This window comes from Halomonas huangheensis (assembly GCF_001431725.1).
Classification (GTDB): Bacteria; Pseudomonadota; Gammaproteobacteria; order Pseudomonadales; family Halomonadaceae; genus Halomonas; species Halomonas huangheensis.
Genome location: NZ_CP013106.1, coordinates 2,181,948 through 2,196,928, shown reverse-complemented (window position 1 = coordinate 2,196,928; position 14,981 = coordinate 2,181,948). Strand labels below are relative to the sequence as shown.

Genomic DNA, 14,981 nt, shown 5'->3' with positions numbered 1-14,981 from the left:
TTATATGCGACTACTATATGCGACTACTGATCTCGACGTCAGTGAGCGGCGAGAAAGTCCCCGATGGCAGCGCGAAAATCCTCTGCCTTCTCGGTATGCAGCCAATGGCCAGCATCAAGCGTCACCAACTCGGTACGGGGTAATACCTCTCTCACTGCTGCCAAACGCTCATCACTGACATAGTCAGAACGAGAACCACGTATCACCAGACTGGGAGCATCAATCGCACCCTCACCAGCCGGAGCCGCCATGATATCGGGGTAGCCCTGCTCGATCGCATCCATATTGACGCGAAGACGCAGTACACCACCGTCATCACGCTTGAGGTTGGTCGCAAGGAACATGCGCGTAGGCTTGTCACTGACAAACTCAGCCATCAAGGCATCGGCCTCCCGGCGGTCGCCTGGCGCTCCCTGTTCAACCGCACGCATCGCCGCAAAGACGGTATCGTGAAGATGCTCATAAGCCACAGGCGCAATATCAGCCACCATCAATGAAGCCACTCGATCGGGGTTCCGTCGCGCGAACGTCATGACGACCTTGCCCCCCATGGAATGCCCCAGCAGGTGCGCCTGATCGACTCCACAGCGGCCCAGCACCGCCAATATATCGGCAGCCATCTCGTCATAACTCATGCCTTGTGCATGAGGCGACGCACCATGATTGCGCAGGTCCACGGCAATGACTCGGTAACGTGCGGAGAAGTACTTGATATGCGAACGCCAATTGTCCGCGCTGCCCAACAGGCCATGAATGATGACCAACGGGACGCCTTCGCCACCACTATCCGAGAAGTTCAATGCAACAGACATGAGGTCTCCCAATGAGTCCGTAATACCGAGACGTAGCGTTATCCATCCACCATTCCAGGGACCAGAAAGTCATCACTCCAGAACCAGTCTGGCTAGATACTCCCTTAACCCACTCATCAGGACCTTGTCCCTTCAACATCGATAGCCCACTGACCCTGGTTGGCACTCAATGCCACCAGCCGCTGGCTCAGCCAACGTAGCAGAATGCCATACAGCGGCAGGAAGAACAGTAGGCTGATGCCCAGTTTGATGGCGTAGTCGACTGCCGCAATCTCTGGCCAGTGAGAGGCCATGAACGGATCCGGGCCCTCGTGAAAGGCAATGGAGAAGAACGCCAGAGTGTCGACCAGGTTGCCCAACACCGTGGACGCAGCTGGTGCCACCCACCAGGCCTTTAGGCGGCGTAACCGATCAAATACCCGAACATCAAGCAGTTGCCCCAGTAGATAGGCCATGAAGCTGGCCAGAGCAATACGAGCAACGAACAGGTTCCATTCACCGAGAGCACCAAGCCCTACGAAGCTGCCACGCGGAAAAACAACAGATACAACGTAGGAAACCACCAACGCCGGAAGCATGACGCGCAACACAATGGTGCGAGCTGGCCCTTTGCCGAACAGGCGTACGGTCAAGTCCGTGGCAAGAAAGATGAACGGGAAACTGAAAGCCCCCCATGTGGTATGCAGCCCGAACAGCGTAAAGGGAAGCTGTACCAGATAGTTGCTGGCCGCAATCACTGTAATGTGGAAAGCAACCATGATCGCCAACAGGCGACGTCTCTGAAGCGCGGACAGTTCGAACATGCAGTACCTTTTTTGGCAAGGGGTGAGGGAACCCTATGAATGACAAAGCAGAACAAAGTGGCGGCATATTCTACGCACCTTCGTTTGTAGTATCCAGCCATGACGATTTTGCCAGTTCGCGCACTCGCTCATGGGAAAGCCCAGCCAAGCTGCCAACCCACTCGCCATTTTCGATATGGAAGGGAGTTTTATTCACTTCACTACGAGCAAAACAGCACAACAGAAGAACGATTCACAACATTACCTCAGAAGAAGCACCTGGAACTCTGCTCAGACGGGCATCCAACAGCGTTTCAGGCGCGCCACAACAGGCAATGCGCTATTCTTGAGGACATACTGAATAATAAAAAGCACGCAGGCGATAGAAGCGGATACCAGCCCCCGTTTTCCACCTCGGTACTTGCCAGCACGGGGGCATAACAGAACAGGGGCATAACAGAACAGGCGCACACCAGAACAGACACAGGCCACGCCAACGTGATGGTGCAGAGACCATAACACCAACATATTTGATGCCCACGGGGTTATCTGGAAAGGGGAAGGTAAATGATCGACTCTCAGCGCCAGGCAGAACGCCTACTCGAAGGAGGCGATTCCACTGTCGACAAGGCCAGCACCTTGCTGAAAGCCATTGCCAATGACAATCGCCTGCGCATTCTTTGCCTGCTTGAAGGTAATGAGTTGTCCGTCACTGAGCTCAACCAACGTCTCAGCCTCAGCCAATCAGCTTTATCACAGCACTTGGCCATCCTGCGTCGTGCAGAACTGGTTTCTACACGACGAGCGTCACAGACCATCTATTACTCACTCAACGGCGAGACTGCCAGCATCATGATCGCAGCCCTGGTGCAACTCAACGCGGCCAATGACCAGGCCTGACCTCCCGTGCCAACCCAGGGAGCGGCCCCACACCTACCTCAGCGCCGCTCCCACCGTGCCGCATCAAGGCGTTCTTCCAGTCGTTCCCACAGATGATCCACCAGCCGTGCCGACCCCACTCCAATACGCGAAGTCAGCGACCGTTCAGCTTCCAATCCCACGGCGATGACCCGGCCTTTCTTCATGGCTTCCATCAAGTAGGCCTCGCTGGTACCGACATCATCAGCCAGCCCTCTAGTGACAGCTTCTTGCCCATACCAGATTTCCCCTGTTGCAACCGACTCGATGTCCAATTGCGGCCGGCGTGCGGCTACATACTGCTTGAACTTGTCGTGGGTACTCTCGAGATCGTCGCGAAACTTCTCTCGCCCCTCTTCAGTGTTTTCTCCCAGTACCGTCAGGGTACGCTTGAAGCGCCCCGCGGTATGCAACTCAACATCAACATCGTGCCGTTGGAGAAGACGGTGAACATTCGGCACCTGTGCAACGACACCGATCGAGCCGATGACCGCAAACGGTGCGACGCGAATTCGATCGGCATTGCAGGCCATCAAATAGCCCCCACTGGCCGCTACCTTATCAACACAGACAGTGGTGGACAGCCCTGCTTCGCGCAGGCGGTCAAGCTCGGCTGCGGCCAATCCATAGGCATGCACCAGGCCACCTGGCGACTCCAGGCGCAGCACCACTTCATCCTGGCTACCAACGACCGGCAGCAGTAGCGAGATTTCCTGCGCCAGACGCGTGACGCCTGACGCCTTGATGTTGCCGTGAAAATCCAGCACCCAGGTCGTACTCGGTGTTCCCTTGCCGGTTCGTGACTGTCGGCGCTCATCACGTTTCATACGCCGCGCCAATCGACGTCTGGCTCGAGCTGGCATGTCAATCATGCTCAACTTCTGCTGGCGCTGCTCATGCTGACGCCCAAGGTCCGTAATGCGCAAACGCGTAGTACCGCTACGACGCCCTGCTCCTCTAGCACGAAGAATGACAAGAGTGGCAATCGTCACCACCACAGCAACACTCAACAGTTGCACCAGAAAGGTTCCCATCTCCGTAAGCCATTGACCCATAGCACTACCCCCAGGTGTGGTGTTTCGCAAATTGATTGCATCCAGTCGCTTCAGTGAGCCGTCCGCTGGTGTCTACTCACTGGTGCCCTTGATTAAAACAATCGTTTGAAATACTCTCATTGACCATCACCGCTCACATGCCAGGATGATCCCCATGTCACAGACACTCGACACTCTCCGCTCGCGTTTTGACCCACAAGCCGCCAGCGGTGTTCAGGAAGTCTTTCAGTTCCATTTCAGCGACGCCGACGACCATTATGTGGTGATCAATGATGGCACTCTCGATATCCAGCCGGGAGAGCACGATGATCCCTCTGTCAGCCTGAGCATGAGCACCGATACGCTCAAGGGCATCATCAGCGGTGAAGTCAATGGGATGACCGCTTTCATGACCGGCAAACTCAAGGCTACTGGAAACATCATGCTGGCCACTCGCCTGAACGAAATATTCCCCTCGAACTGATCCGGCCGTCGTGGCGCCAGGCTTCTGCCTGGCGCCACGCACCACCGGTTCTCGCTTTTCTGGATTCAGCCCTGACGGCCATCTCGTACTTCAGCGAGATGCAATTCGATCAGCTCTCGCGATATGGAATACAACGGAGGCAACTGCGGCAATCGGTTCGGTGAGAACCAGGCGGCGTCCTGTATTTCATGACCATCAATTCGAATACGGCGACTGGCAGCCTCGACCAGATATCCCAGCATCAATGAATGAGGAAATGGCCAGGCCTGGCTACGGATATAGCGCATCCGGCCGATACTGATCCCGACTTCCTCGTAGACCTCACGATGCAGAGCTTGTTCTGCTGATTCGCCTGGCTCGATAAAACCAGCCAGCGTCGAATAGCGTCCCGGTGGAAAGCGAGGGCTGCGTGCCAGCAACAGCGACTCGCCGTGGGTCACCAGGGTAATGATGCACGGCGAGATACGTGGGTAATTACGATGGCCACAGTGGTCACAATGCATGGCGAACTCAGCGGCAAGCCGCCGTGCAGGGCTCCCACACCGGCCGCAGAAGCGATGATTGGCGGACCATGCAGCCACCTGGAGGGCCGTGGAGAGCAATGGAAACCAACTTTCCGGGAGCCTGGTCAACCAGTCTCGTCCATCGATCCAGTCGTCATCAGGTGCATCAAGGACCATCAGCCCAACCGGCTCGTCATTCCACCAGCACAGCGGCTGCACGCCCTCTTCCCAGGGTTCGACCAAGCCGAACGGCAACCCTTCTGGCCCAGGTTGAATGCGTCCACCGGAATAGCGAATCACTCTCCCCCGGCTTTCCTGATGCGGAATCTCGCGCCTCAGCATCATCCCTGCCCCTGATCACCGGTTTGCCCGACTGGAGAACCAAGTTGATCCCACAGGCATGTCCCCGCCTTGTCTCGCACCTTGGCGAGTTTGGCCAGATGCGCGCCCATTTCGCTCTCCGTTGGGTGGAGGACCTTCAGACGCCCTGGCTCAAGCGAAAGGCGTCGCACAGCGAACTCCCCATGCTCGTTCTCGGCGGCCTTGTCATCATTGCCGGAATCCAGTGTCAGGGCAGTTTGCCCCCCGGTCATCGCCAGATAGACATCCGACAGAATTTCGGCATCAAGCAAGGCGCCGTGCAGCACCCGGTGGCCATTGTCGATGTCGTAACGTTTACATAGCGCGTCAAGGCTGTTGCGTTGACCGGGGTGCATTCCCCGCGCCATGACAAGGGTATCGAGTACACGACAATGCTCACTCACCGGGCCGAAGTCGAGACTCGGGTCCGCCTCACGCAGCATCTTGAACTCGTGATCAATAAAGCCTACGTCAAAGGGCGCATTGTGGATGACCAGCTCCGCGCCTCGAATGAAGTCCCAGAACTCTTTGGCAACCTGACCAAATACTGGCTCATTGGCAACCCGTTCATTGGTGATGCCGTGGATCGATACCGCCTCGGCATCGATTTCCCGTTCGGGGTTGATGTATTGGTGATAACTGTTACCGGTCAGGCGACGGTTGATCACCTCGACAGCACCAATCTCGATCAGGCGGTGACCTTCACGGGTCTCGATACCGGTGGTTTCCGTATCCAGTACTATCTGACGCATCGCGTATTCCGTTATTAAGCTCGATCCTGCGCCGTGGCGCCTGTCAGCAGCTCATCAATCGCCTGGTTGACGAGCGTATCAGCCATCTCGTTTCCGGGATGACCACTATGACCTTTCACCCAACGCCAGTCGATCTGATGACGTTCGCTCTGTTCCAGCAGTTGTTGCCAGAGGTCGGCATTCTTCACCGGCTGCTTCGATGCCGTCTTCCAGCCACGCTTTACCCAACCATGAATCCACTCGGTAATGCCTTTGCGCAGGTATTCCGAATCGGTCCACAGGGTAACCTTGCAGGAACGCTTCAAGGCCTTGAGTGCCATGATTGCAGCGGTCAACTCCATGCGGTTGTTGGTCGTGGATGGTTCGGCCCCTTTCAGGGCTTTCTCGTGCGTACCACTCTGCAACAACGCCCCCCAGCCACCCGGACCGGGATTACCACGGCAGCCACCATCGGTATAGATGGTCACCACTGTATCTTCTTGCGCCTCACTCACTGCTCACCTCGGTCACCGCGGGTTTATCGTTCGTTGCTGTCGCGCTCTCTCGAGCCATCTCTCGAGCTACCTTCTCCAGAGCTCTCTGTTCTCGAGTTACGTCTACTGGAAAACCCAACCCTCAAGCCATGCACTTGAGAGCCATGCACTTGGGAACTCGGCTCAACACGAGTCGCTCCTAGAGTGCCAGCACCCACAGCGGTACCGAAAAGCGGTCGTTGTGGCTGACGACGCGCCAACTGCGAACGGCTGCGCGCCTGTATGACGTAGCTATCACCCAATGGCAGATTGTGCCGCCGCCCAAGCGTCTCGAGCAGAGCGTTGTGCGGCGCCAGACCGGGAAGATGAAAGCCGCAATAGTCTAACCGTTCAATCTCGAACTCGACAAACGACAACCAGTCGCGCATGCGCCGTGCACTGCGCCAACATCCCACCCCCGGCAACGCCTTGCGAGTCTGCGGCAAACAGCGCGCCAACCCGCCCGCTGACACAGGCGACCAACCGAAAATAATCAGTCGACCATCCGCCGCGGTAACACGCGCCGCCTCCTGCAATAGCTGATGCGGGCAGTCGACGATCTCAAGCACATGATGCAGAACTACAAGGTCAAGAGCGCCATCAGGCAGTGGCAAGCGATCCGGATGACAAACGATGGTCGAGGAACTTTCCGCCAGCTCATGGGTCGGAGCCCAACGCATGAGATGACGAACGGATGACATATCAACGATGGGTTCAGCTAGCGATATTTCCAGACCATGTACACCACTCCAGCGTTCGGCCTGGGGCCCCAGGCAGGCTCGTTCAGCCAGGTATAAAGCTCTACCGAAGTCATCAGCCCAGAAACGACGGGCCCTCGGGACAAGCGATACCGTATCCATCACCTTTGATGCATTTGACATGATCGTCCGCTACCCCCAGAGTGTCGGATTTTGCACGTCGTTTTTACCATAGTCAGCGATTGTGACATCACGCTGGCCGGGCGCTTTGCGGACCTGACGGCGTGACCAGAGGATGCCATTGACCATGCTAAGCGTGACACCGATTCCGGCCTTTAGCGACAACTATATCTGGGTACTGCGCCAGGACACGAGCGACCGAGTGTGCGTGGTCGACCCGGGCGACGCCCAAGCCGTAATTCAGGTGCTCGAACGCGAAGGTCTGTCGCTGGGGGCTGTACTGATCACCCATCATCACCAGGACCATACTGGTGGTCTGGCAGAGCTGATCAAACGCTATTCCCCAAGGGTCATCGGTCCTCAAAACCCGGATATCAAGGGCATCAGCGAACGTGTCGGCGATGGCGACGAGTTTCGTGTCATGGGTCGTCGCTTCGAGGTAATGACGGTACCGGGGCACACGCTTGACCATATCGCCTTCTTCACCGCGGGAATCCCCCCGCTGTTGTTCTGTGGCGACACCCTTTTCAGCGCCGGCTGCGGAAGACTGTTCGAAGGTAGCGCGGAGCAGATGAATGAATCACTGGCGCGTATCAATGCCCTGCCTGCGGAAACGCTCATCTTCGCGGCCCATGAATATACGCTGTCCAACCTCGCCTTTGCGCGAGCGGCGGACCCGGATAACGATGATGTGGCGAGCGCTCTTCGTGAATGCGAAAAGGTTCGCGAACTGGAACGGCCAACGTTGCCGACTACCCTCGAGCGCGAACGCCGCATCAATCCATTCCTGCGTTGTGATAACGCAGGAGTAAGGCGCGCAGCATCTCAACATGGCGCAACAGACAATGACCAGCAGACGTTCGCCACTCTGCGCGCATGGAAGGATTCGTTCTAGACCGAAGGATTGCCCGACTCAATGAGCTTATACAAGGCCAGCAGCCAAGCCTGCTGGTCGGGAGAATGCTGTACGTATGACATATCACACAAGCCGAAGACGATTGTTGGGCATGGCCAGTAGCCTTGCCCTTATTGGTTCGCTGATGACCAGTGCCTGGTCCAGTCAAGCCTCTACTCTGCCAATGGATAGTCGCTACAGCACAAGCTCCACGACGTCTGTATCGCCACCTCAGCATCTCACTTCGCACTTCTGGGAGGCACTGGAACTAGAGCCTCAAGATGTATGGACCAGTCTACGCGGCGACTTCCGCTGGCAGGACCAGGCATTCAACGCGAGGGTTCAGGAGTGGATTGACTACTATCAATCCAGCCCCGAAAATATTGCCGAGATTACCGAGCGTGCACGCCCATGGCTGGCATGGATCAGCCAACAGGTGGAAGCACGGGGCCTGCCGGGCGAAATCGCCCTGATTCCTTTCATCGAAAGCTCCTTCGACCCCACTGCACGCAGCCACTTTGGTGCAGCTGGCCTGTGGCAGATCATGCCGCGCACTGGCGATGCCCTTGGCCTCAAGCGCAACGGCAGCTGGGATGGCCGTGTCGATGTGGTCACGTCAACCGGTGCTGCCCTCGATTATATCGAGACGCAAGCCGACGAGTGGTATGACGGCGATCTTCTACTGTCCCTGGCTGCCTATAACGCAGGCGCAGGAACCGTCAACAACGCTCGCCGAGCTGCACAAGCCCGCGGTCTGGCTGGCGATTACTGGGATCTGAACCTTCCCGCTGAGACCATGGCCTATGTACCCAAGCTGATTGCCATCTCTCACATCATCAGCGACCCCGAACAGTACGCCATCAACCTGCCGGAAATCAGTGGCTCTGCAGCCTTCGCCCGCATTACTCTGACCTCGCCGATCAGCCTCAGCGAGGCCGCTAACCTGGCGGGTGTCACCACATCAGAACTGGCAAGGCTCAATCCAGGCGTCAAGACATCCACTGTGGATCCGCGACACGCACGCCAATTGCTGGTGCCAACCGCCAACGCCGAATCACTGCGCGCAAGCCTCAGCGACCAGTTGATCGGCGAGACTCAAGTGGCAAGCAATAGTAGCGGCACGCATGTCGTTGAACAGGGCGACACCCTTTCACGCATTGCCGTGCTACATTCTGTGTCTACCAGTGATCTAGCGCGCTGGAATGGCATTGATGATTCCCAGGCCATACATCCCGGGCAGCGCCTTACCATTTCCGGCTCGTAACACTTTCATGCCGTGAACAGGGCCTCACTCTGGAGGCCCTGTTCACGACTCCGGCAAAGGAAGGAAAGCAGCTTGATGCGAAATGTGGTGACTGGCCTGGGCTTGCTGAGCATCGTGCTCAGCACTACGCTACAGGCTGCTGAACCTGCGGAAGTCCCCACCGTTCATGCTCTGGCGCTCTTTGGTGACCCCGCCTTGCCGCCAGGCTTCGACCACTTGCCACACGTCAACCCAGATGCTCCCCATGGCGGCACCATGGCTCAAGCCGCACAGGGCAGCTTCGACTCGACCAACCCCTTCATTGTCCGGGGTACACCTGCGTCAGGGTTGATGCAGGTATACGATACTCTGCTCGAATCCAGCCCCAATGAGCCCTTCACCATGTATGGGTTGCTGGCAGGCGGTATTCGTCTTGACCCGGATCGTCGCTGGGTCGAATTCGACCTGCGTCCAGAAGCGCATTTCCAGGATGGGGAACCGGTACTGGCCGAGGATGTCGTCTTCAGTTTTGACACCCTGACCACCAAAGGCAGTCCCTTCTACCGCGCCTACTATTCCGACGTCACTGACGCCATCGCTGTCGATCGAGACACCGTCCGCTTCGAGCTGGGTGACAGTGAGTCCCGTGAGCTGCCACTGATCATCGGCCAACTGCCGGTACTTCCCGAACACTTCTGGGCGGGGCGCGATTTTGAGGCAGTGACCCGCGCCCCACTGTTTGGCTCAGGCCCCTATCGTATTTCTGAAGTGTCGCCAGGGCGCCGCATCGTCTATCAACGCGACGACAGCTACTGGGGCAAGGAGTTGGGCCTGAATCGCGGCCGCTATAACATCGAACGTCTCGAATACGACTACTATCGCGACCAGTCGGTGGCGCTGGAGGCCTTCAAGGCCGGACTGATCGACTTTCGACTCGAATCTTCGGCCAGCAACTGGGCAACCGCCTATGACTTCCCCGCTCATGAGGAGGGTCTGGTCAAGCAGATAATTGTTCCTGACGGTCAGCCCGCAGGCATGCAGTCGTTCGTGATGAACCTGCGTGAGCCCAGGTTCGACGATGTTCGAGTGCGCGAGGCCATTACCCTGGCATTCGACTTCGACTGGCTCAACCAGAACCTGTTCTATGGCGCCTATCAGGCTACCGACAGTTATTTCGAGAATTCCGAGATGGAAGCCACAGGGCTTCCATCGCCGGGCGAACTCGAATTACTCGAACCACTGAGTGACGAACTGCCGGAGCGACTGTTCAACGAACCTTTGCCCATCAAACAGCCCGATGACCTGCGTCAACGTCTGTACAAGGCAATGGATCTATTGCGAGCAGCGGGTTATGAGGCACGTGACGGTGTAATGATCAACACCGCTACCAACCAGCCGTTGAATATTGAGATCCTGCTCTACAGCACCCAATTCGAGCGCATTGCTCAGCCGCTGGTACGCAACCTGGCACGCATCGGTATCCGGGCCCGGGTACGCACCGTGGACGTCAATCAGTACCTGAACCGACTGCGTAACTTCGATTTCGACATGGTTGTCGGCAGTTTTCCTCAATCTGCCAATCCCGGGAACGAACAGCGTGAATACTGGGGTAGCGAATACGCTGAACGGCCGCAGAGCCGAAACTTGATTGGTCTTGAGGACCCGGTGATCGATACGCTGGTCGATGATTTGATCGCGGCTTCCTCGCGTGAGGAAATGGATGCTGCAGCCCAGGCGTTGGACCGAGTATTACGCTGGGGCTTTTATGTGATCCCCCAGTTCCATCTGGCAGCGTATCGTATCGCGATCTGGGACAAGTTTGGCTACCGAGAACCTTTCTCACCGTACGCACTGGATCTATCCTCGTGGTGGATTGACCCGGAACGAGCCAAGCGCGTCGAGAGCCGTCAGCGTAACCGCTGACGGCCTGGACAGCCCCAGTCCGCCGGATACAATCCACTCGTGAGCACTGCAACTCGCGAGTACTACAACTCGTAAGTACTACAACTCGTAAGTACTACCACTCGAGCACAAGTAAGGAAATGCCGTGGCCGCCTATATCCTGCGCCGCCTGTTACTGATGATACCGACCCTGGTTGGCGTCATGCTGCTCAACTTCCTCATCGTTCAGGCTGCGCCTGGCGGCCCCATCGACCAGATATTGGCTCGCTTCGAGGGTCTTTCCGCCGAATCCAGCACACACCTCGGCGGTGGCGGGGATACCCTGGAATCCAGTGGTACCAGCCGAGGCAGTCGCGGTATTCCTCAGCAATACATCGAGCAGCTCGAGCATCAGTTCGGCTTTGACAAGCCGGCCCACGAACGCTTCATCGACATGATGGGCAACTACGCGACCTTCGACTTCGGAGAGAGCTTCTTTCGCGGTCAGCCGGTGATCAGCCTGATGATTGAGCGATTGCCGGTATCGATATCGCTGGGACTATGGACCACACTGCTGGTCTACCTGATCTCCATTCCGCTGGGTATCCGCAAGGCCTTGCGCCACGGCTCGGCATTTGATGTCTGGACATCGGGGGTGGTGATTGTCGGCTATGCGGTGCCTGGATTCCTGTTCGCCCTACTGCTGATCGTACTCTTTGCCGGCGGCAGCTATTGGGATCTGTTCCCGCTGCGCGGGCTGACCTCCCCGGACTTCGCAGACCTGAGCACCTGGGGGAAAATAAAGGACTACCTGTGGCATATCGTGCTGCCGGTAAGCGCATCCGCGATCGGTAGCTTTGCCACTCTGACCATGCTCACCAAGAACAGCTTCCTCGACGAGATCCATCGACAGTATGTGCTCACCGCTCGTGCCAAGGGCGCCAGCGAGAACCGAATCCTCTACGGCCATGTCTTCCGCAATGCCATGTTGATCATCATCGCTGGCCTGCCGTCGGCGCTGATTGGCATCTTCTTCACCGGCTCCTTGCTGATCGAGGTGATCTTCTCACTGGATGGGCTCGGGCTACTGGGCTTTGAAGCAGTTACCCAGCGCGACTATCCCGTCATCTTCGGCACCCTGTATCTCTATACGCTGATCGGCCTCGTTCTCAAGTTGGTCTCGGATCTCACTTACGTGTGGATCGATCCACGTATCGACTTTGCTTCCCGGGAGTCCTGAGCATGCAGTCACGATCTCTCACAAGGCCCTTTCTCCCCAAGGCTTCGCCCATAACTCGTCGACGAATACAGGTGTTCCGCCACCATCGTCGTGGCTGGTGGTCACTGTGGTTGTTCTCGATTCTTCTGGTGATCAGCCTTGGTGCAGAGCTGGTCGCCAATGACCGGCCCCTGCTGGTGCACTACGAGCAGCAGATGTACTTCCCATTGTGGAATGACTACAAGGACACTGACTTTGCCGGGCGACTACCCACGTCAGCGGACTATCACGACCCTTTCACTCAACAGGAGATAAACAGCAAAGGCTGGATGCTGTGGCCTCTGATTCCCTTCTCCTACAACACCATCGACATGCACCTCTCTCGTCCATCACCCGCGCCACCCGATGCACGCCACTGGCTGGGCACCGATGACCAGGGTCGCGATGTATTGGCCAGGGTCATCTACGGCTTCCGCTTGTCGGTGGTCTTCGCCTTGACACTAACCGCAGGCTCACTGGTTCTGGGCGTCGTCATTGGTGGAGTCCAAGGGTACTTCGGCGGCAAGGTCGACCTGATCGGCCAGCGTTTCACCGAAATCTGGTCTGGCCTGCCCGTGCTGTTCCTGCTGATCATTCTCGCCAGCCTGGTCGAACCCAATATCTGGTGGCTGTTGGGCATCATGCTACTGTTTTCGTGGCTCGGGCTGGTGGACATCGTGCGCGCCGAGTTCCTGCGAGCACGCAATCTCGAGTACGTTCGTGCAGCGAAGGCCATGGGCCTGCATTCTCGCCTGATCATGTGGCGTCACGTTCTACCCAACGCCATGGTGGCGACTCTGACCTTTGTGCCCTTCCTGTTCACCGGTGCCATTACCACGCTGACATCGCTGGACTTCCTCGGCTTTGGCCTCCCTCCCGGCTCACCTTCACTGGGGGAGTTGGTCGCTCAGGGAAAGAATAACCTTCAGGCGCCCTGGTTGGGGATCACTGCGTTCATGACGCTCGCCACCATGCTTTCGCTGTTGGTGTTTATCGGCGAAGGTGTGCGCGATGCCTTCGACCCACGCCATGTACAACATGTCAGCACCGCAGGCACAGGAGCCGCCGATGACCACTGATTCGCTGTTTGCCCTCGACGATGTCAGCGTGGTCTTTGACGGTAAAACTGTCGTCAACCGCCTGTCGCTGTCCGTCGCTGCTGGCGAAACTCTGGCATTGGTCGGTGAATCCGGTTCCGGCAAGACAGTCGCAGCGCTGGCGGCACTCAATCTGCTTCCAGACAACGCTGTTGTCAGCGGCAAGCGACGTCTCGCTGAACTCGACCTGGCTGGCTTGACTCGACGCCAATGGCAAACGGTGCTCGGCAACCGTATCGGCTTCATCTTTCAGGAGCCGATGACCTCCCTCAATCCCCTGCATACCATCGGACGGCAACTCGGGGAAGCCCTGCGTCTGCACCAGGGATTACGTGGGCCCCAGGCCTGGCAGCGCTGCCAGGAGCTTCTTGAGCAGGTCAAACTGCCGCGGGCCAGCGAGCTACTCGCCGCCTGGCCACACCAGCTCTCCGGCGGCCAGCGCCAGCGCGTGATGATCGCCATGGCCATCGCCAACAACCCTCAACTGCTGGTCGCCGATGAACCGACCACTGCGCTCGACGTCACCGTCCAGCAGGAAATCCTCGCGTTGCTCGCAGAACTGCGCGACCACCACGCTATGGGAATGCTGTTCATCACCCATGACCTGAATCTGGTGCGCCGACATGCCGACCGCGTCTGTGTTCTCCATCATGGTGAACACCAGGAGACCGGCAGCGTCCAGCAGGTCTTCAGCCAGCCTCGCAGCGCACACACGCGTGATCTGCTGGATGCGGAGCCCGTGGGTCGTCCAACACCGGTGACCCAGAGTGGTTCCCTACTCGCCGCGCGGCAGTTGGGTGTCAGTTTCCAGCGCCCTAAACGTCTATTGCGTCGACGACCTCCAGCGTTTGAAGCGCTAGTGCCTCTGGACCTCCAAGTCGCCCCCGGTGAAACGCTTGGCATTGTTGGCGAGTCCGGTTCAGGCAAGACCACCCTTGCCCTGGCACTACTGCGGCTGGTGACCAGTCAAGGTGAGATCGACTTCAATGGTCAACGACTCGATCAATTACGGGGAGAGTCTCTGCGCCGACAGCGCAAGGAGATTCAGGTCGTGTTCCAGGATCCTTTCGGTTCGTTATCACCACGCATGCCAGTCGCCGATATCGTCAGCGAAGGGCTACGCTTCCATCACCCTGAGCTCAGTGATGATGAGGTCAACGAGCGAGTCCGCCGAACACTTCGCGAAGTTGGACTGCCGGAAGATGTCGCCGAACGCTATCCTCACGAATTTTCAGGTGGTCAGCGGCAACGAATTGCCGTGGCTCGAGCGATCATTCTTGAACCTCACTTGATCATTCTCGACGAGCCGACTTCAGCGCTCGATCGCACCATACAGAAGCAACTGGTGGAATTGTTACGCAATCTGCAACATCGTCATGGGGTCAGCTATGTATTCATCAGCCACGACCTCTCTGTTGTTCGTGCCATGGCGCATCGAATTCTCGTGCTGAAGGATGGACAGCTTGTCGAACAGGGCGACAGTGAGCAGGTTCTTGCCAACCCTGGCAGCGACTACACCAAGGCATTGATTGCAGCATCGAGTCTAGCGACATGACGCCAGACTCCCTCTGC

Annotated in this window: 15 protein-coding genes; 8 read left to right on the top strand and 7 right to left on the bottom strand. The window is 57.5% G+C overall.

Going from position 1 to position 14,981, the window contains the following annotated elements; all coding sequences use genetic code 11:
* Positions 1-38 precede the first annotated feature (38 nt).
* Both AR456_RS09680 and AR456_RS09675 read right to left on the bottom strand, forming a co-directional pair.
* Entirely contained in the window at positions 39-812 is a 774-nt protein-coding gene (locus tag AR456_RS09680; protein WP_021817610.1) for an alpha/beta fold hydrolase, read from the bottom strand.
* Positions 813-928: 116 nt separating this feature from the next.
* Complete coding sequence (locus AR456_RS09675) at positions 929-1,615, bottom strand: 7-cyano-7-deazaguanine/7-aminomethyl-7-deazaguanine transporter (RefSeq protein ID WP_021817611.1); 687 nt, start codon at positions 1,613-1,615, stop codon at positions 929-931.
* A gap of 546 nt (positions 1,616-2,161) precedes the next feature.
* Between AR456_RS09675 and AR456_RS09670 the strand changes: the two genes are divergently transcribed.
* Positions 2,162-2,494 carry an ArsR/SmtB family transcription factor gene (locus AR456_RS09670; RefSeq protein ID WP_021817612.1) on the top strand — a complete coding sequence of 111 codons (333 nt, stop codon included), beginning with the start codon at positions 2,162-2,164 and terminating at the stop codon, positions 2,492-2,494.
* 38 nt (positions 2,495-2,532) lie between these two features.
* Here AR456_RS09670 and sohB read toward each other — a convergent pair whose 3' ends face one another.
* Positions 2,533-3,546, bottom strand: a complete 1,014-nt coding sequence (gene sohB / locus AR456_RS09665) for a protease SohB (RefSeq protein ID WP_021817613.1) — start codon at positions 3,544-3,546, stop codon at positions 2,533-2,535.
* Positions 3,547-3,712: 166 nt separating this feature from the next.
* Between sohB and AR456_RS09660 the strand changes: the two genes are divergently transcribed.
* Positions 3,713-4,030: an SCP2 sterol-binding domain-containing protein gene (locus AR456_RS09660; protein WP_257721117.1), complete on the top strand. Its 318-nt coding sequence runs from the start codon at positions 3,713-3,715 to the stop codon at positions 4,028-4,030.
* A 65-nt stretch (positions 4,031-4,095) separates the two neighbouring features.
* On the opposite strand, the gene nudC is transcribed toward AR456_RS09660, so the two are convergent.
* From nudC to AR456_RS09640, 4 genes are read right to left on the bottom strand one after another with little or no spacing between them, the layout of a single operon-like run.
* Positions 4,096-4,875: an NAD(+) diphosphatase gene (gene nudC / locus AR456_RS09655; RefSeq protein WP_031207085.1), complete on the bottom strand. Its 780-nt coding sequence runs from the start codon at positions 4,873-4,875 to the stop codon at positions 4,096-4,098.
* Positions 4,875-5,645 carry a DNA polymerase III subunit epsilon gene (dnaQ, locus tag AR456_RS09650; protein WP_021817616.1) on the bottom strand — a complete coding sequence of 257 codons (771 nt, stop codon included), beginning with the start codon at positions 5,643-5,645 and terminating at the stop codon, positions 4,875-4,877. Before dnaQ ends, nudC begins: the two co-directional genes overlap by 1 nt.
* 14 nt (positions 5,646-5,659) lie before the next feature.
* Positions 5,660-6,139 (bottom strand): ribonuclease HI, encoded by a 480-nt coding sequence (gene rnhA, locus AR456_RS09645; protein ID WP_021817617.1) that lies wholly within the window; start codon positions 6,137-6,139, stop codon positions 5,660-5,662.
* A gap of 23 nt (positions 6,140-6,162) precedes the next feature.
* Positions 6,163-7,038 (bottom strand): class I SAM-dependent methyltransferase, encoded by an 876-nt coding sequence (locus AR456_RS09640; protein WP_081694572.1) that lies wholly within the window; start codon positions 7,036-7,038, stop codon positions 6,163-6,165.
* Positions 7,039-7,162: 124 nt separating this feature from the next.
* Between AR456_RS09640 and gloB the strand changes: the two genes are divergently transcribed.
* The 6 genes from gloB (at position 7,163) to AR456_RS09610 (ending at position 14,964) form a co-directional block, all read left to right on the top strand.
* Positions 7,163-7,930 (top strand): hydroxyacylglutathione hydrolase, encoded by a 768-nt coding sequence (gene gloB / locus AR456_RS09635; protein WP_021817619.1) that lies wholly within the window; start codon positions 7,163-7,165, stop codon positions 7,928-7,930.
* Between the two features lie 76 nt (positions 7,931-8,006).
* Positions 8,007-9,194 (top strand): transglycosylase SLT domain-containing protein, encoded by a 1,188-nt coding sequence (locus AR456_RS09630; protein ID WP_031207088.1) that lies wholly within the window; start codon positions 8,007-8,009, stop codon positions 9,192-9,194.
* Between the two features lie 75 nt (positions 9,195-9,269).
* Positions 9,270-11,096, top strand: coding sequence for an extracellular solute-binding protein (locus AR456_RS09625; RefSeq protein WP_021817621.1), 1,827 nt, complete (start codon positions 9,270-9,272; stop codon positions 11,094-11,096).
* Between the two features lie 124 nt (positions 11,097-11,220).
* Positions 11,221-12,294, top strand: coding sequence for a microcin C ABC transporter permease YejB (locus AR456_RS09620; RefSeq protein WP_021817622.1), 1,074 nt, complete (start codon positions 11,221-11,223; stop codon positions 12,292-12,294).
* A 2-nt stretch (positions 12,295-12,296) separates the two neighbouring features.
* Entirely contained in the window at positions 12,297-13,391 is a 1,095-nt protein-coding gene (locus tag AR456_RS09615; RefSeq protein WP_031207089.1) for an ABC transporter permease, read from the top strand.
* Positions 13,381-14,964, top strand: a complete 1,584-nt coding sequence (locus tag AR456_RS09610; protein WP_021817624.1) for an ABC transporter ATP-binding protein — start codon at positions 13,381-13,383, stop codon at positions 14,962-14,964. The genes AR456_RS09615 and AR456_RS09610 overlap by 11 nt, the downstream gene beginning before the upstream one ends.
* The last annotated feature ends 17 nt before the right edge of the window (positions 14,965-14,981 follow it).